We start from the raw sequence: 17,589 nt of genomic DNA, 5'->3' as shown, positions 1-17,589 counted from the left end.
TCGTAAGTGCGCCAGAAAGATGAAATGCGCCTCTCATCCCTTTCGAATGAGGCGCGAACTACGTCGGTGGAAAGTGTTCGCTATTCCGCGTCATGCACCGAAAAGCTTCGACCCAACGGCAATCACGGACAAACACCGGTGGTGCGTTGACAGATTTCACACACGCGATTCCGCGTACACTGTGTGGGGTCAATCCACTCAGCACGTACAAATTCGGCGCGATTCTCATGGCGGCAAAACGAGGAAACCTACCGATCGAACTGAGCAGTTTCGTCGGTCGCCGGTCCGAGGCCAAAGAAGTCCGACGCCTGCTGTCGGACTACCGGCTCGTGACCCTTACGGGCCTGGGTGGGGTCGGCAAAACCCGCTTGGCGCTCCGTGCCGCCGATGATTCCTCTCGTGCGTTCCCCGGGGGCGTCTGGTTCGTCGACTTCAGCGAACTGCGGGAGCCGGCACTTCTCGATCAGACGATTCTTGCCGCACTCGGAGTACAAGACCGATCTACGCGGTCACCGCGATCGGTACTGATCGGCCGTCTCGTCGACGAACGTGTCCTGCTTGTTCTGGACAATTGCGAACACCTCATCGGCTGGGTGGCCGACACCGCCGCCGAACTCCTCCGGTGCTGTGCCCGATTGGCACTTCTGGCGACCAGCCGAGAACCGCTCGACATTCCCGGCGAGATGGTATTACGGGTGCCGCCTCTGCGATTTCCCACCGAGGCGCCGTCGCCAACCGACACCCGTGATGGTGATGCGATGATGCTGTTCGAGCAGCGGGCACGTTCCTCCGTGACGGACTTCCGCATCACCAGCGAGAACAGCGCGGCTGTGGAGAAGATCGTCCGCCGGTTGGAAGGACTACCGCTGCCGATCGAGTTGGCGGCTGCCCGACTGAGGGCGATGTCGGTCGATCAGATCCTGCAAAAACTCGACGACCGCTTCCAACTGCTGACGCGGGGCAGCCGGAACGCTCCAGCGCGTCAACAAACGCTTGCACAGAGTATCGACTGGAGCTTCGATCTGTGTACGCCGCCGGAGAAGTCGTTGTGGGCGAACTCGAGCGTATTTGCGGGTAGCTTCGATCTCGGGTCCGTCGAAGGAATTCTCGCCGACGAAGCACAGAACGACGACTTGGGCGATCTCGTGATGTCCCTTGTCGACAAGTCGATCCTCATCCGTGAACAAAACGGCTCGTACGTCCGCTACCGCCTACTCGAGACTCTTCGCGACTACGGGCGTGAACTGGTGTCAGTCGACGAGTGGGTCTCGCTGCAGCGCAGGCACAGTGAGTGGTTCAGGCAACTCGTCTTCCGCGCCGGAGTCGACTGGACGGGGCCGCACCAAATCGACTGGATGACGCGGATCGACCGCGACTTACCCAACGTGCGCACCGCGTTGGAATTCGGTCTGACCGAACCCGACTCGGTCGAAGCCACATTGCGTACCGCAAGTGCCTTGCATGATTACTGGCTTGCACGTGGTCGATTCAACGAAGGTCGCTACTGGTTGGGTCGCGCCCTGGCCGAGGTGCCCGAACTGACCGAGGGCACTCTCGGTGAGGCGGTAGTCGAGGCCGCCGCGACAGGCGCACTGCTGGCAGCCCTCCAACGAGATATCGCTTCGGCGACAAGCATTGCCGAAGAGGCTCGGCGACAGGCCGAGATGCAGCGGAACGACGACGGTCGCATACTGGCGCGGTACACGCTCGGATTCGTCGCGGTCGCCGACGGCGATCTCGTGCGCGGCGCCGAGTACCTGGAGCAGGCTGTCGCAGCATTCCGGGCAAACGACGACATCGCCCGTCTGGTACCCGCGCTCTACTGGTTCGCCTTCGTCGTCGACGCACTCGGCGAAACTGACCGGGCTGCAAGTATTTACGAGGAGGAGTTGGCCCTCACCGAATCGCGCGGCGAAATCTTGTGGCGGTCGATGACGATGTCGGACTACGGATCCGCCCTATGGCGTCATGGCAACCACGCTCGCGGTATCGAGCTACTCGAAGATTCTCTCCGATTGCTGCGAGGGCTGGGTAACCAGTTCGGATGTGCATGGTGCCTCGAGGAAATCGCGTGGACGCTTGTCGACCGGGACGCAAAGCTGGCAGCCACACTGATGGGAGCTGCCAACACGCTGTTCACCGCCACGGGCAGCCCGATGGACACCTTCAGGAGCATGGTCCCGTACCACGAAAACAGCGTGACCGAGGCTCGTAACCGGCTCGGAGACAGGGTGTTTCAAACAGCATTCGATCATGGACGAGCTCTGACTCTCGACGACGCAGCGGCCCGCGCGCTGAGAGGGCAACCGCCCGGTGGATCACCGAAATCGGCGGCCGACGAAGTGCTGACTCCGCGGGAGCAGCAGGTGGCCGAACTCGTCGCACAGGGCCTGACAAACCGAGCAATCGCGGACAAGCTGGTCATTTCTCAGCGCACTGTCGACGGCCACGTCGATCACATACTGAACAAACTGGGGTACGGCTCGCGCACCAGGATTGCGGCCTGGGTGCTCCAGCGCACAAACGACTTCCGCAACCCTTCGACCTCGTGACGGTCGGTGTCTTCGATCGATCGCGGCGCGGCGGGTAACCCGGCCGAATCCTGTCGCAAGAATCCGACCGTCGAAAGTTTTCTCAGCCTTCGTGATCAGCGAGAGTCCAGTGTCCTGCACCGCGCAGTTCGAGTTATCGATTGTGAAAAACGTCGAGAGTGCTGCGATGCCCGACGCTGACAATGATGCTGTCGGGCAGTTCACGGCGAAGGATGTCGTAGAGCGTGTACTCGAGGCCTTCGTCGATTCCGGATGTCGCCTCGTCGAGAAATGCGGTTCGCGGTCGGATCAGGAGGACTCGGGCGAACGCCAACCGTTGTTGTTCGCCCGGCGACAGAATTCGAGTCCAATCAGCCGGCTCGTCGAGCCGACCGATCAAATGTGCGAGATGCACCTCGGCGAGCGCGTCGTGGAGCCTGCGGTCGTCGAAGTTCGAGCGCCCGGTGTTCGGCTGACCTGAGGGCAACTGGTCCGGATATGCCAAACCCGCGCGCAGAGAACCCAATGGTAGGTATGGCCGTTGTGAGAGGAACAGGACGTCTCCGACCGGGGTGGTCACGGAACCGTTTGTGTACGGCCACAACTGCGCGATGCTGCGGAGCAGCGTGGTTTTGCCGCTACCCGACGGACCCTTCACCAGCAGTGCATCGCCGGGCCCCAGTGACATGTCGAGTTCGGAGATCAACGCCTCACCAACCGGCGTGCGCACGTCGAGTCCCCGAACAACCAAATGACTGCCAGCGGAGAACGCGTCGAGCACGGGAAGTGCGCGGGCACGTCGATTGGCATCGGCGAGCCCGGTCAAACGGATCAGTGTGGCCCGGAAACTTGCAAAATCGGCATAAGACTCTCGAAAGAACGACAACGAATTGTGCACCTGGCCGAATGCTTGAGCAGTTTGCATCACTTCGCCGAAAGTGATCTGCCCGCTGAACAATCGAGATCCCTGGACCAGAAACGGAAACACCACCGCTGTCTGATCCACTGCCAGATTGAAGCCACTGAACTTGAGCGTCCGGAAGACGATCGCCCACATATTGCGGATCACTGCAGCAAAACGTAGTCCGAGCGTGCGTCGTTCGACGTTCTCTCCGCGATAGAAGGCGATGCTTTCGCCGTACTCCCGTAGTCGAACCAACGCGTACCGGAAGCTGGCGCCGAGTTTCTCGTTCAAGAAGTTCAGCATGATCAAAGGCCGGCCGATCCAGAATGCGAGTGCCGTGGTCACCAACACGTAGGTGTAGACGAGAAAGATCATCGCTCGCGGAATCTCGGCACCGAAAACAGTCAAGGGACCGGACAGATCCCACAGGATCTTGGTGAAGCTGACGATCGAGACCATTGCGGCGACGGCGCCCATGGACAACGTGCGGGACGACGTCGCGAATGCGGTGATGTCTGCCTGAATACGTTGGTCCGGATTGTCGACCGGGTTCTCCAGGAAGTTTCCGCGATAGTAGGCGCGGCCGTCGAGCCAATCGTCGGTCAATGTGTCATTGAGCCAACTGCGCCAATTGATATCGAGTGTTTGGCCTACCAGGTAGACGACGAGTGAGCTAGCGACGTGGACTGCGGCCAATATCGCGAACACTCGCAGGTAGTGCCAGAAAGCGGTTTCGTCGAGGTTCTGAATGGCGTCGTAGAAATCCTTGTACCAGTACGAGAACAACACCGTCACGCGGACACCGAATATCGTGAGCAGCAGCAGTAACGCGAGAATCGACAGCGGAATGACGGTGCGCCGGGGATCGAAGTAGGGCCAAGCCATTCGCCGAAACTGGTTGCCCCAGAAGGTATACCGAGCAAGCAGCAGCGCGGTGACGACGAGAACCACTACCGTGATCGCATATGCCTCTGCCAACCACAGTGCGCTGTCCGTTACCGCGCTACCCCAATTCACCGTAGCCTCCGTCCTGGAGGGGAACTGACGATCACATATCGGTCGACAGCATTCGGTTCGCGATCCGCAATCCCGAGTCTTCCGCGGCATCCAATGCACGTGATTGCTCTGCCGTTATCCTGTCGCACACCCAATCCCAGTGCATCGTCACCACAGCGCCGGGGACGGGCATCGCCGCAAGCGCGTTGCCCTCGACCCTCCACCGCACTCTCTGCGTTGCCGGTCGGCCGCGTGCGAGTTGCTCACCGTCGAACTCGAGCGGGGACGAAACCACCAATGCATGCTCCTCGCCGACGTCCTCGACCACTCCCCATCTGATCCGGCAGTTCTGGAGGACGGACAGTGGGACCGCACCGCGCTTCCGAAGAAGCTTGACCCACGGATACACCAGAAATACGTGAAAACTGTGGTGCGCGAGCGCGCGGTCCCGACCCCCGAGGACGGGGAGGAACCCGGTGTTCTCGCGTTCACCGAATGCCCCCCTCAAGTGCTGTAACAACTTCCCCGAATCGAGAGAGTCGAGGAGATCACCTCCCACCCAATAGGCTTCGATCACTCGCGGATCCAGGGGGTCGTCGATGCCCGCTCCTACAGCCAATGCCTCGAGGTACGGCCACGCACCGTCGAATTGACGAGCGTGATCACGGTCGCCGCTGCCCGAGTTGCCGCTGGCCAGACGAAGCAGCACTGAAGGATCGTCGGGTCCGCAGTAACCCAACTCGTTCGGCGGATACGCGTAGCGGGCAAACAATGCCGGCCCGTTCATACCGACGGCAGTCATCAGCAGATCCGAGGAAGTTGTTCACCTGCCGGCAAATCCACTACCCGATTGCCTCCCAATGCCGTACGCGCCACCACCATTGTGCGATGTTCGGCCACGCACTCCCCGATCACGGCGGCTCCCACACTCAGTGGATTGCCGTGCATCGCTTCCAGAACCAGGGCGGCATCTTCGCGTGGAACGAAAGCGATCAACTTGCCCTCGTTTGCGACGTACAACGGATCCAAGCCGAGTAGCCCACAGGCGTCGCGCACGTCAGCGGGAATCGGCAGATCTCGCTCCACCAGCGCAACCCCGATGTTCGACGCCTGAGCGATCTCGTTGAGGGTCGCGGCGACTCCGCCCCGCGTAGGGTCGCGCAGGACGTGGATGTCGACACCGGTGGCAATCATGTCGGCCACCACGCCGTTCAGGGCCGCACAATCACTGCGCACTTCGGTCCCGAATTCGAGACCTTCGCGACAACTCATCACGGCCACGCCGTGAACGCCGATGTCGCCGCTGACGATCACGACGTCACCCACTTGTGCGCGAGTGGGGCTGATGTCCACCCCGTCTGCGACAATCCCGATTCCTGCGGTGTTGATGAAGACTCCGTCGCCGTGACCGGCATCGACGACCTTGGTATCACCTGTCACCAGCCGAACGCCGGCAACGTGCGCGGCCTCACCGAGCGCCTTCGCGATTCCCGCGATGTCGGTCAGCGCCGTCCCTTCTTCCAGGATGAATGCCGTCGACATCACCAATGGCTGCGCTCCCGCCATCGCCAGGTCGTTCACCGTTCCGTTGACAGCGAGATCGCCGATAGTTCCGCCGGGAAACACCATGGGTTTGACGACATACGAGTCGGTCGAGAACGCGAGCCGCACCCCGCCGACGTCGAATACGGCCGAGTCACCGAGTTCTGCATCGGCAGCGCTTCCGAACGAGGGCAGGAACAGGTGCTCGATGAGCTCGGCGGACATCGCTCCTCCACCACCGTGCCCCATGACGATGTTCGGCGAATCACGCAGCGGCAGTGGGCAGACCCACGCCGACAAGTCCACGACAGCGGTCTCCTCAGCCGGCATGACCCGCCTCCTGAAGTTCCAGGCGCCGGTACAGGTAGTACGCGGCGCACGCCCCCTCGGACGACACCATCGTGGCACCGAGCGGATTCCGCGGAGTGCATTCCTTCCCGAAGGCACTGCACTCGTGTGGCTTGATCAAACCTTGCAACACTTCTCCGGAACGGCAGACGCTCGACTCGTCAGTGTGGATATCGGTCACCGAAAAACGCTCTTCGGCATCAAAATACGCATACTTCGGTGCCAGCTGCCAACCGCTGTCCGGGATCGATCCGATGCCGCGCCACGTCCGGTCCGACACGGCGAACACATCCTCGAGCATCGCTTTCGCTGCGGTGTTGCCCTGCGCGGTGACGGCACGGGCGTAGGCATTTTCGACCTCGTATCGACCCGATTCCAACTGCAGCACCGTCTTTCGGATGCCCTCCAGCAGATCCAGCGGCTCGAATCCGGTGACGACGATCGGGACCTTGTACTTCTCGGCCAGCGCCGGGTACTCCGACGTTCCCATCACACTGCATACATGCCCGGCCGCCAGAAATGCCTGCACGCGGCACTCTGGCGAATCCATGATCGCGGCCATCGCCGGCGGGACCAGAACGTGCGAGACGAGTAGCGAGAAGTTCTCGATACCCAGGCGATTGGCCTGATAGACGGTCATGGCGTTGGCCGGCGCGGTGGTCTCGAATCCGATCCCGAAGAACACCACTTGCCGGCCCGGATTCTCCTTGGCAATAGTCAGTGCATCCAACGGTGAGTACACCACCCGCACGTCACCGCCGGCGCTCTTGATGCGGAACAGATCCGACGAACTCCCCGGAACTCGCAACATGTCCCCGAAGGAGCAGAAAATGACATCGGGTCTTGCCGCGATTTCGAGAGCTTTGTCGATGATCTCGAGCGGGGTGACACAGACCGGGCATCCGGGTCCGTGGATCATCTCGATCTGTTGGGGAAGTAATTGATCGATGCCGTGTCTGATGATCGAATGTGTCTGACCACCACACACTTCCATGATCGCCCATCGCCGTGTGGCCAGCGCACGGATCTGATCCAGCAGTTTGCCGGCCAGTTCCGGATCGGAGAACTCGTCCAGATATTTCATGATTCTTTCTCCTTCGGTTCGATCCCCGCGGCCCGGGCAGCCCTTTCGAACCCGTCACCGAATTCCTCTTCCAGTACGCCGAGGTGCTCGAATTCCGCCAGCGTGCTGCGAGCGGATTCCTCGTCGAGTCGCTGGATGGCAAATCCGACGTGCACCACGACGTACTCGCCGACTTGGGCGCCCGGAATGTACTCGAGGCACACTTCTTTTCGGACGCCACCGAAGTTCACCACCGACATCGTCGTTCCGTCGCGTTCCTCCAGGGACTCGATACGTCCCGGTACGGCTAGGCACATGACACAACTCCTGACCTCATGACGAACTCCCCACCAGCACTTGGCCGTAGGCGAGACCGCCGTCGTTCGGCGGCAACTCCAGTCCTGTCAACGGCGTGAATCCAGCGTCTGAGAGCAGAGCACACGCCCGAACGAGCAGTAGAGGGTTCTGAAAGACACCTCCGGTGAGTACTACCTCGTCCACTCCCGCCAGTTCCCGGCCACGAATTGCCCACTCGAGCACCAGGTGCGCTACGGATTCGTGGAAACGGGCGCCGATCACTTCAGCGGGCAACTTCTCCCGGAGATCGCGGACAACAGCCCGAATGACCGACCGCGGATCTGCTGTCCACGAATCGTCGTCCGACTGCGTCCAATCGAAGGTGTACCGCGAACCGGCGCTGTCGACTCCCCTCGACACCCCCTCCAACTCGATGGCAGCCTGCGCTTCGTAGTCGACCCTCTGACGGACCCCGGTCAGCGAGGAGACTGCGTCGAACAACCGCCCCATGCTCGAGGTGTCCACGCACCCGAAACCGGTTTCCATCTGGTGAAGTAGGACCGACTGCTCTCGGGGCGGACAGGCTGCCACGGGCGCGAGGTCGGATTCCCAGTCCAACCCGGCATGCCACAGGTGGGCGAGCGCCATTCGGTACGGCCGTTCCACTCCGGCATCGCCCCCGGGCAGCAGTACGTATCCCAGATGCGCGAGACGGCGATAACCCTTGTACGTCGCCAGCAGTAGTTCCCCTCCCCACACTGCGCCGTCCGCCCCGTAGCCGGTGCCGTCGAACGCTATTCCGAGAACTGGTTCGCTCCCGTCCCGGCCGTTCTCCCCCATCACGGAAGCCACATGTGCGTGGTGATGCCCGACGATGCGCACCGGTCGGTCACCACTACGACTGCGAGCCCACGAGGACGAGCGATACCGCGGATGCTCGTCACAGGCGATCTGGTGCGGCACCACCCCCGTGATCGATTCGAAGTGACTCTCCGACGCAGCAAAACTGTCGATGACAGCGAGGTCGCCCATGTCTCCGATGTGCTGACTCGGCCACACATATCCGTCCTCGGCAAGACAGAAGGTGTTCTTCAGGTCGGCCCCGACCGCCAAGGTAGGCGGTACGTCGAACGGCGCGGTGACGGGCAGCGGAGCATATCCGCGCGAGCGACGAAGCAACTGTCTTCCACTGCCGACTATTCGCATCACCGAGTCGTCACACGGCATCAAGATCGGACGGTTGTGGGTCAATACCCCGTCGGCCAGGTCACCCAATCGTTCGAGATCGTTGTCGGAGTACAGAATCGGCTCACCGCCGATGTTCGCCGATGTCATGACCAACACCGCTGGGCCCGCCTCTTCTCCGGCCAAACCCAGAAGAAGATGCTGAATCGGGTTGTAGGCCAGCATGATTCCGATATCCGGAATGCCGGGGGCAATCAAGGGGGAAAGCGCGTATCCAGACGCTTTGGCAACCAGCACAATCGGGCGCTCGCGCGAGGACATGGCATCAGCCTCGGCATCACCGACCACACCCAACTCTCTGGCTTCTGGCACATCGCGCACCATCACCGCCAACGGCTTGCTTGCTCGATGCTTGCGTTCACGCAACTCGTGAACCGCGCGGTCGTCGCGGGCATCACAAGCCAGGTGAAATCCTCCGATTCCCTTGACAGCAAGAATCTTCCCGTCTCGCAGTAGGGATCGGGCTCGTAGCAGTGCACCCTCACCGGTCACGGCGGGCGCGTCCCCTTCCACGAACGATAGCGTTGGACCGCACTGCGGGCAGGCAATCGGTTGCGCATGAAACCGGCGGTCGGCGGGATCCACGTACTCCGCCGCACAGTTCGCGCACAACGGGAATCGCTTCATCGTCGTAGCGGCCCGGTCGTAGGGCAGCGATTCGATGATCGTGAATCGCGGACCGCAGTTGGTGCAGGTGATGAATGGATGACGATATCGCCGATCGCTCGGATCAGTCAGTTCCCGGAGGCAGTCGTCGCAGATCCCGACATCCGCCGGCGCCAAGGTTCGCCCGACCGACCCCGCATCCGTCTCGACTATGCGAAACCCCTCACGACCAACCGGCCGCGAGTCCTCGCGCTCCACCGACTCCACCCGTGCCAGCGGTGGGGGGCGGTTTCGCACCCGAGCGACAAATGCATCGATTGTCTCTCCGTCGCCTTCGACGTCGATCACGACACCGAGAGCAGAATTTCCCACCGAACCCGACAGTCCCAGTTCGGTGGCGGTCGCATGGACGAACGGCCGGAAGCCCACCCCCTGGACTACGCCACGAACGATGACACGGCAGGCGATCTTCATGTCCCGACCTCGCCGTTACCAGTATCGGAGTCGACTACCTCACCGTCGTGGCCACCACGGCCCATCAGTTCGAGGCCGGCCCGAGCATGGCGAGCTCCCTGCTCGTCGACCTTCTCGACTGCAAAGCCCATGTGGATCACCACCCAGTCACCTGCCGTGACGGTGCCTTCGTCGAGCATTCCGATGTTGACCTTGCGTGGTGCCCCCTCCACGTCGACGAGAGCGAGTTGACCTCCGTATCCGTCCAGTAGCTCGCGTACCCGTCCCGGAATCCCCAGACACATGACTCACACCTCCGGCCCCAGTGTGGTGGCATCACAGTCCACGTCGATGGACCGGACGAGTGCCAGCACCGCAGAAGCGGCTTGCCTTACCGAATCACGCATCTCCGCACTCAATCCGATTCCGTCGCCGATCGATTTCGCATGTGCCCCCACCACGAACGTCCGCGGGAGTGTTCCGCCGAGGGCCTGCAGGCTGGCAAACACCGAACTCGGATGCATCGAGTGCGCGTCGAAACCTCCTTGCGGGCCTTCACTTTCGGGGTCCACTTCGATGATCGCGAGCTTGCCCGGGACTCCGGTCGCCGGTAAGGCATCGATCAGGACCAGGGCGTCCCACGACTCCAACAAGTCGTACGCCAGATGCACGCCCCGAATCCCGTAGTCGACCAGGCGAGCTCCCGATGGGAGATTCTCATGCTGCAGCGCCCGAACAACTTCGGGGCCGAATCCGTCGTCTTCGAGAAATATGTTTCCGACACCTGCAATCAGCACGCGCACAGCGCTTTACATCTTTCGCATTCGCAGATAGCGCTGGATGTCCGGCATCGACACCACCAGGACGATCGCGGCTGCGATCGCGGTGGCGCCGAGAAGTGCCGTCGACAGCAATCCCATGCTCCTCATGGCGAGTTCTCCTCTCGATAGCTGTGAAGTTCGATAGCTGTGAGTACGTCACGCGCTGTCGCGCGGCATCGGCTCTATCTCGTCCGGCGCGAAGTACAGGTAGCGGCCGTACCAGTTGTGCAGATCGGCGGCCGGATCGTCCAACAGTGTCACCCCAACATGAATGTCGCCGTCCACGTCTTCATGAATGGTGGCGACGTGGGCGATCCGGCCGTCGAAGAACAGGTCCTGAGCATCAGCGCGGCGTGAGGGGTGGAGCCGAACCGTACTTCCACCAGAGACACGGACGCCGTTGATCAGAACTGCGTCGGTGCGTGGTTGAACACTGGTGTCGGCTTCCGGGGTCCACCAGTCCACACCGTCAGGCACCTCGGGTATCAGATCAGAACCGGCATTCGAATCTCGCAGCACGCCGTGCAGGCCGGCTAGATCGTCGTCCGTCAATCGCTCACATCGGTCGATGATGTCGGCAGCTCTGGAGTCGGTAGCTCGCGCCCGCGCCTTTTCCTCGTCGGTCATGGCAAGGATTCTCAGGGTGAGAATTTCGTCGATCTCGGTCGAGTCGAAGAGAGATCCCTCGCTCTGCGGCGCAATCTCGGGAAAGTCGTACAGGATGATCGGTGACACCAGAACGGTGGGAGATGTGCCAGGGTGAGTGGGGTCCTCGGTCCCCGCAAGCACCGGATAACAGCGATTTTGCCGCAACTGCTCCGAGTGATCTGCTTCTTCGAACAACGACAGGAACCTCGAGCCTGTGCAGTTCACAATGACGTGAGTCCCCAGCATCGATTGCGCGGTGGCCGTGCCCTTGTCCCGTGCGTCGACGCTCGTGGCGTTCATGATCGTCACGGAAATCACCGTGCGTCCGTCCCCGGCGGAGGCGCTCACTGCCAAGAGGCCATTCACCGGAAGCCGTGTCCGAACGATCCGTCCGACCACCCTGCCCCGAGAGTCCGACAAAGTCTCTCCTTCGACAACTCCGGCCGCACAGAAGGTTTCTTCGACGCCGGCCTCGAGTTCGTCCAGACCCCACGGACCCAACACGATCTCGGACTCGGTGGCTTCGTCCCACGAGATCGACTCCCGCTCGCCGACTACCAACCGATCGACCGGGATCCACGCCCCGCCGGCGCCGAGTCGTTCAACCGTCCGCGACTGGTGGTGCAGAAATCTCACAGTCGCAGAAACTTCGACGCCGTTCCGCTCGAATTCGCCGAGCAGACATTGCGCGGACATCGACGGTTCCTCGCCGACTCCGACCTCGGCGGCGCCGGGCGGTCCGAGAACCCCGAACTGCCAACGGGATTGATTCTTCGCCGAGCCGGCCCGGTAGGGATAGAGAAGATATCCCTCGTACAGGACGGCGTCGGCCACGGCCCGAACGTCGTGATCCATCCCCGTTCGAGTCATCGCGGCACCTGGCTCGCCGTCAGCAACTGCCGCACGGCTGAATCGAGGTCCGTGAGGCCGTGCGCTGCCTTGAACCGCACGAGATCGGCAATCGTCTCATGGTCGAGGCGTACCCAACCAGACGCCGGATAATGCGCAGCCATCAGCTGTTTCCACACGTCGACCGGCAATTCGTAGGCAGCAGATCTGTCCCACGGGATCTGCTGCACGGAGAACCCACGCGGTCCGTCGGTGAATACCGTGCCGCTCAGTAGAACCACGATCGGAATCGTTCCGTCTCCGAGTGCGTGCATGTACTTCGACGCCGTCACCGAGAAGTCGTACGTACACGCCATGGGCAAGGCCGCGACCGTTGTTCCGGTGAATCCTTGAACGACCGTGGAACATTCCATCCACAGGAAGGTGCGCAGCGTACTCGACCAACGCTCCCGCGGACCGAAGAGATCGCGCAGACCTTCGCCTTCGGCGTCGGAGTACGGTCGGCGGTGTGGTTCGATTCGTACCTGCGCGCGCAGAGCCACCGCACGGACGGTCGTGCCGGTGGATTCCGACATTCTCAATCTCACCGTCAGATTCGGCGTAACCGCGTACGGTTCTACCTCCATGTTGTCGATCGAGAAGTCGAGAACAGTCATGCCGACCTGCTTCGCGCCTCGACGCGCCCGAAGAACTCGTCCACTGCGCGTGCGGCATCCTGGCCACCGTCGAATCCGCGCCACACGGTGCGCAATCGTCCCACCAGTTCGTAACAGGCGTCGATGGGAACAACGAAGCATCTCGGCGATTGTCCTGACGTGGGCACCGACACGATCAACGCCTCGACGTCGGCCCGCATCTGCGCGAGCCCCGGATTCTCCTCGAGCACAGTCTCGAACGAGTCGATGGGCAACTCGGATTCGGTAGCTCCGGCCGGTCCCGGATAGAAGACTATGTACTTGTCGACGAGTGAGTTGCGGAAGAAGAATGCCAGGCCGACGGGGATTTCCAGAGACTCCCACCGGCCAGGGCCGAGGTCGAAGTCCGGAAACTCGAGGTACCGATCGGGAACCGCTTTGTATCGAAGGTCCGCGTCGACCGGTGCAAAGAGTAGATAGCACGGTCGGCACACGCACATCAGGCTCCGGACCTGTACGTCCACGACGTGCTGGTGTTCGTCGCCTATGCCCGCCGCACACATCTCACACCTCGGTCCGGTCGGAACGACACGCGACGAGGCGATTCGTGTGAGCACCTCTCCCACAGTGACTTTCATGACGGGGCTGCGTTCACGGCTAGGTCACCGGTATCACAGACTCGTCAGCAAGCGCGACCGAGAGCACTCCGTCGCGAATCAGCACCGGCACAGGCGCCAGGTGCTCGGAGCCGGTGCCCACCCGCGCTCCCGCCCCGTACACACTGAAGTGGGCAGAGCACGTCGGACAGGTGAGGACAGCGGCGTCTCGGGCAGGACGGCCCATCATGCGTTCGAGCACAGCCCCCGCCATCGAGTGCTCACACACCGGGCAATGGTCGCGATACGCGTACAGATCGTCACCGGAGCGGCAGACCAACAGATCGGTGCCCGACACGCGGAAGCCCGCGACCTCTCCCACCTCGACTTCGGCGAATTCGGGGACCTCCACCCAGTGCGTACCTCCCCCGTCGGCGTGAACGTGCGAGAACAGGGACTCGACCGAAATCACACCCGACTTCAGCTCGTGCGAATCCGGTGTTTCGACGTCGATTCCGGTGGTCTCGGGTGCCGCCGCCTGCACCGCGTCCTGGACCGCGGTTTCGAGGGTCACCGAGGACGAAGGGCAACTGTTACAGCTTCCGAGAAGCCGTAGTCGCACCACGCCGTCCGCCACCTCGATCAGTTCGACGTCGCCTCCGTGCGAACCGAGGTACGGACGCACGCTGTCGAGCGCAGTGCGGACGCGGGTCTCCACGTCGTGCGGGTGAAGTCCGTGCACCAGTAGCAGGCTGGACACCAGATCGTCGCGAACCATCGCATCCATCGTGGCCGGATCTGCCAGAGCGACGGTGCGTTCGAGTGCTGCGCCGTACAACTGCACGACCTCACGCACCAGTTGCTCGGCGCGATCTCTCGCCACCGGGCCTGCGCCGGCGTTGGCCTGCAACAACGTCTCGATGCGCTCACCTGCTCCGCGCCAATAGTCGGCCGATTGCTCCATCGATCACTCCCCGGTCACGGACTGCGTCGGAGAGTGCAACTTCTCCAGGGTCTTGCCACCGCCGAGATACATGTGAACACCACACGGCAGGCAGGGATCGAAACTACGCACGGTCCGCATGATGTCGATGCCCTTGAAGTGGTCTCGATCGTTCTCCTCGAAGATCGGCTGACCCTGCACGGCATCCTCGTACGGACCGGGGGTTCCGTAGCTGTCGCGCGGGCTCGCATTCCACGGTGTCGGTGGGTACGGGTGATAGTTCGCGATTTTTCCGTCACGAATCACCATGTGGTGTGAGAGAACTCCGCGGACGGCTTCGGTGAATCCGCAACCGATACCCTCGTCCGGGACCTCGAACGACTCCCACGTCTTGGTCCGGCCGGCCCGGATCTCGACAAGCGCCTTCTCGGCGAAATGAAGGGCAGCCGCGGCTGCGTATGCCTGGAAATACGTTCGCGCGCGGTTTCTTTCGAGGGTATTGCTGCCATGTTCGGGAATCTTCCACTCGAGCGAGACAGGACCCTTCAGTGCTGTTTTCGGAAGATTGATCTTCACACTGTGTCCGGTCGACTCCAGGTATCCGATGTCGACCAGGCCGGCCAGAGCGGTGCTCCACAGACGAGCCAATGCTCCCCCGCCCGTGTCCAGAGCAAGGTTGTCTTTTCCGTCGAACCATCGCGGTGACATGACCCAGCTGTACTTGTCCTCGAGGTTCCGCTTCTGCGGGTGGGGGTTGGTGTGCTGATTCCACGGGTGCCTGCGATCGACCGGGTTACCCAGCGGATCGGTTTTGACGAACATCTCCTGATCACTCCAGTCCTCGTAATACGAGGAGCCCAGCATGATTCGGATACCGAGGTTGATGTCCACCAGATCCGTGGTGACCAACTTTCCGTCGACAACCACACCGGGAGTGACAAACATCTTCCGGCCCCAGTCGGTCATGTCCTTGTAGGAGAAATTGCAGTACTCGGGGTCTTGGAACGATCCCCAACAACCCAGCAGGGTCCGCCGCAGGCCAACCTTTTCGTAACCAGGCATCGCCTGGTAGAAGAAGTCGAACAGGTCGTCGTGCATCGGCACGACCTTCTTCATGAATTCGACGTACCGCATCAGCCGCGACATGTAGTCCGTCATCAGTTCGATCGTCGCGACGGTGCCGACGCCGCCGGGATAGAGCGTCGACGGGTGAACGTGCCTGCCCTCCATCAAGCAGAACATTTCGCGAGTCGAACGCGAGACTTGCAACGCTTCGCGATAGAACTCACCCGTGAACGGATTGAGAGTCCGCATGATGTCCGCGATCGTGCGATACCCGTGCTGCTCCTCGTGCGGGCAGCGCGTGTTCTCTGCCTGCGCCAGCACACCGGGATTCGTCTCGGAGACCATCTTCTCGCAGTAGTCGACGGCGACAAGATTCTCTTGAAAGATGTTGTGGTCGAACATGTACTCGGCGGCCTCGCCGAGATTGACGATCCACTCGCCCAGATGCGGCGGCTTGACGCCGTACGCCATGTTCTGTGCGTAGCACGAGCATGTGGCGTGATTGTCACCGCAGATGCCGCAGATACGACTGGTGATGAAATGCGCGTCGCGCGGGTCCTTCCCCTTCATGAACAGGGAATACCCGCGAAAGATCGACGACGTGCTGTGGCACTCCACCACTTCGCGATTGGCGAAGTCGATCTTGGTGTAGATGCCCAGACTGCCGACGATTCGGGTGATGGGGTCCCACGCCATCTCGACAAGACCGTCGCGGTCCGCAGTCGAGGTGGGTTCGGGAACGATGGCCGTCATTGCAGTGCCTCCCAGAGACGTTGCTCACGAACTGATTTGAATGTATCCGGTCGGTCACCACGTACGCGTCGCACCAGTGAGTAATTTCGACCCGCGCTCGCGCCAGTGCGGTTCCTTGTCCAACGTGTTTCCGGTGAGCCGGCGGAGACTGTGGATCACGGACCCGTACATTCCCACCGCATTGGTGGAGAGTTTGCCGCCGGGCGGTTCATCCATGAACGGCATGAACTTGTCGGGGAACCCCGGCATCGTGCACCCGATGCAGATCCCGCCGACGTTGGGACACCCGCCGACTCCGTTGATCCAACCACGTTTGGGGACATTGCATTTCACGACCGGTCCCCAACATCCGAGTTTGACGATGCACTTCGGTGACCCGTACTCCGTCGCGAACTCACCCTGCTCGTAGTACCCACCACGGTCACAGCCCTCGTGTACGGTGGCACCGAAAAGCCACTGCGGGCGCAGGGATTCGTCCAAGGGAATCATCGGCGCCTGATCAGTGGCCATGTACAGAAGGTAGGTCAGGGTCTCGGAGAGGTTGTCCGGCTGAATGGGACACCCGGGAACGCAGACGATCGGGATGCCCGCCTTCGATTTCCAGGTCCACCCGAGATAGTCCGGCACGCCCATCGCACCGGTCGGATTGCCGGCCATCGCATGTATGCCGCCGTAGGTCGCGCACGTACCGACCGCAACTACCGCAGTGGCTTTCGGTGCCAGCTTGTCGAGCCATTCGCTCGTGGTGACCGGTTGGCCGGTTTCGCGATTGTTCCCGAAGCCACACCAATACCCCTCGTCGTGAAGTTTCTCGTTCGGTATCGATCCTTCGACGACAAGAACAAAGGGTTCCAGTTCTCCGCGGTCGGCTTTCCAAAACCACTCCAGGAAATCGTCAGCGCCACCCTGCGGTCCGCATTCGAAGTCGATGAGCGGCCAATGAACCGCTACCTGCGGCAGCCCGGGCAAGGCGCCGAGCGCGATCTCCTCGATACTGGGTTGCGTGGCTGCAGTGAGCGCCACCGAATCTCCGTCGCAACTGAGACCGGCATTGATCCACAGCACGTGGATCAGAGTTTCTTCCGCTTTGGCCGCTGCGCTTGCGGGGGTAGCTGCGCTTTCGGAGGCAGGTTCCGCCGTGGTGCCAGCAGTCGATTTTTGTGTGTCCATGTCAGCCGCTTTCACGGGTGCACTTGCGCCTTGACTCTCAGCGCCGCGACTGGCCTGACACGCTATGGCCTCAAGACTCTGTGGCCTCGAATTGCCGCGGCACCGAAACGCTGACGCCACCGGA

The 17,589-nt window shown here is 61.7% G+C and carries 16 protein-coding genes; 1 reads left to right on the top strand and 15 read right to left on the bottom strand.

Annotated features, from left to right (window positions below):
• Positions 1-146: 146 nt before the first annotated feature.
• Positions 147-2,552: an ATP-binding protein gene (locus AOT96_RS23675; RefSeq protein WP_030535595.1), complete on the top strand. Its 2,406-nt coding sequence runs from the start codon at positions 147-149 to the stop codon at positions 2,550-2,552.
• Positions 2,553-2,685: 133 nt separating this feature from the next.
• Here the strand turns inward: AOT96_RS23675 and AOT96_RS23670 are convergent, their stop codons facing one another.
• Genes AOT96_RS23670 through AOT96_RS23605 form a run of 15 tightly spaced genes read right to left on the bottom strand, consistent with a single transcriptional unit; the run spans position 2,686 to position 17,465 of the window.
• On the bottom strand, positions 2,686-4,452 hold the full coding sequence (locus tag AOT96_RS23670; protein WP_051720808.1) for an ABC transporter ATP-binding protein/permease: 1,767 nt from the start codon (positions 4,450-4,452) through the stop codon (positions 2,686-2,688).
• 31 nt (positions 4,453-4,483) lie between these two features.
• On the bottom strand, positions 4,484-5,233 hold the full coding sequence (locus AOT96_RS23665; RefSeq protein ID WP_030535596.1) for a DUF6390 family protein: 750 nt from the start codon (positions 5,231-5,233) through the stop codon (positions 4,484-4,486).
• A complete protein-coding gene (gene hypE, locus AOT96_RS23660; protein ID WP_007735089.1) occupies positions 5,233-6,303 on the bottom strand; it encodes a hydrogenase expression/formation protein HypE in 1,071 nt (356 codons plus the stop codon). The genes AOT96_RS23665 and hypE overlap by 1 nt, the downstream gene beginning before the upstream one ends.
• A complete protein-coding gene (gene hypD, locus AOT96_RS23655; protein ID WP_007735088.1) occupies positions 6,293-7,405 on the bottom strand; it encodes a hydrogenase formation protein HypD in 1,113 nt (370 codons plus the stop codon). The genes hypE and hypD overlap by 11 nt, the downstream gene beginning before the upstream one ends.
• The gene (locus AOT96_RS23650) at positions 7,402-7,701 is read right to left on the bottom strand and encodes a HypC/HybG/HupF family hydrogenase formation chaperone (RefSeq protein WP_030535597.1); all 300 of its coding nucleotides are present in this window, start codon (positions 7,699-7,701) and stop codon (positions 7,402-7,404) included. Before AOT96_RS23650 ends, hypD begins: the two co-directional genes overlap by 4 nt.
• Before the next feature lie 16 nt (positions 7,702-7,717).
• Positions 7,718-10,006 (bottom strand): carbamoyltransferase HypF, encoded by a 2,289-nt coding sequence (gene hypF / locus AOT96_RS23645; protein WP_050655148.1) that lies wholly within the window; start codon positions 10,004-10,006, stop codon positions 7,718-7,720.
• Entirely contained in the window at positions 10,003-10,290 is a 288-nt protein-coding gene (locus tag AOT96_RS23640; protein WP_007735086.1) for a HypC/HybG/HupF family hydrogenase formation chaperone, read from the bottom strand. The genes hypF and AOT96_RS23640 overlap by 4 nt, the downstream gene beginning before the upstream one ends.
• Positions 10,291-10,293: 3 nt before the next feature.
• Entirely contained in the window at positions 10,294-10,788 is a 495-nt protein-coding gene (locus AOT96_RS23635; RefSeq protein ID WP_030535599.1) for a hydrogenase maturation protease, read from the bottom strand.
• A 6-nt stretch (positions 10,789-10,794) separates the two neighbouring features.
• A complete protein-coding gene (locus tag AOT96_RS36610) occupies positions 10,795-10,914 on the bottom strand; it encodes a DUF6893 family small protein (protein ID WP_003942178.1) in 120 nt (39 codons plus the stop codon).
• A 48-nt stretch (positions 10,915-10,962) separates the two neighbouring features.
• Positions 10,963-12,324: a hypothetical protein gene (locus tag AOT96_RS23630; protein ID WP_030535600.1), complete on the bottom strand. Its 1,362-nt coding sequence runs from the start codon at positions 12,322-12,324 to the stop codon at positions 10,963-10,965.
• Positions 12,321-12,959, bottom strand: a complete 639-nt coding sequence (locus AOT96_RS23625; protein ID WP_007735081.1) for a DUF6084 family protein — start codon at positions 12,957-12,959, stop codon at positions 12,321-12,323. Before AOT96_RS23625 ends, AOT96_RS23630 begins: the two co-directional genes overlap by 4 nt.
• Positions 12,956-13,576 (bottom strand): DUF5947 family protein, encoded by a 621-nt coding sequence (locus AOT96_RS23620; RefSeq protein ID WP_030535601.1) that lies wholly within the window; start codon positions 13,574-13,576, stop codon positions 12,956-12,958. The genes AOT96_RS23625 and AOT96_RS23620 overlap by 4 nt, the downstream gene beginning before the upstream one ends.
• A gap of 19 nt (positions 13,577-13,595) precedes the next feature.
• Positions 13,596-14,498 (bottom strand): NifU family protein, encoded by a 903-nt coding sequence (locus AOT96_RS23615; RefSeq protein WP_030535602.1) that lies wholly within the window; start codon positions 14,496-14,498, stop codon positions 13,596-13,598.
• 3 nt (positions 14,499-14,501) lie between these two features.
• A complete protein-coding gene (locus AOT96_RS23610; protein ID WP_007735075.1) occupies positions 14,502-16,295 on the bottom strand; it encodes a nickel-dependent hydrogenase large subunit in 1,794 nt (597 codons plus the stop codon).
• A 54-nt stretch (positions 16,296-16,349) separates the two neighbouring features.
• The gene (locus AOT96_RS23605) at positions 16,350-17,465 is read right to left on the bottom strand and encodes a hydrogenase expression protein HypE (protein ID WP_030535603.1); all 1,116 of its coding nucleotides are present in this window, start codon (positions 17,463-17,465) and stop codon (positions 16,350-16,352) included.
• Positions 17,466-17,589: the final 124 nt, after the last annotated feature.

This window comes from Rhodococcus sp. 008 (assembly GCF_001682295.1).
GTDB lineage: Bacteria > Actinomycetota > Actinomycetes > Mycobacteriales > Mycobacteriaceae > Rhodococcus_F > Rhodococcus_F qingshengii.
This window is presented reverse-complemented; position numbering and strand designations above follow the sequence as displayed.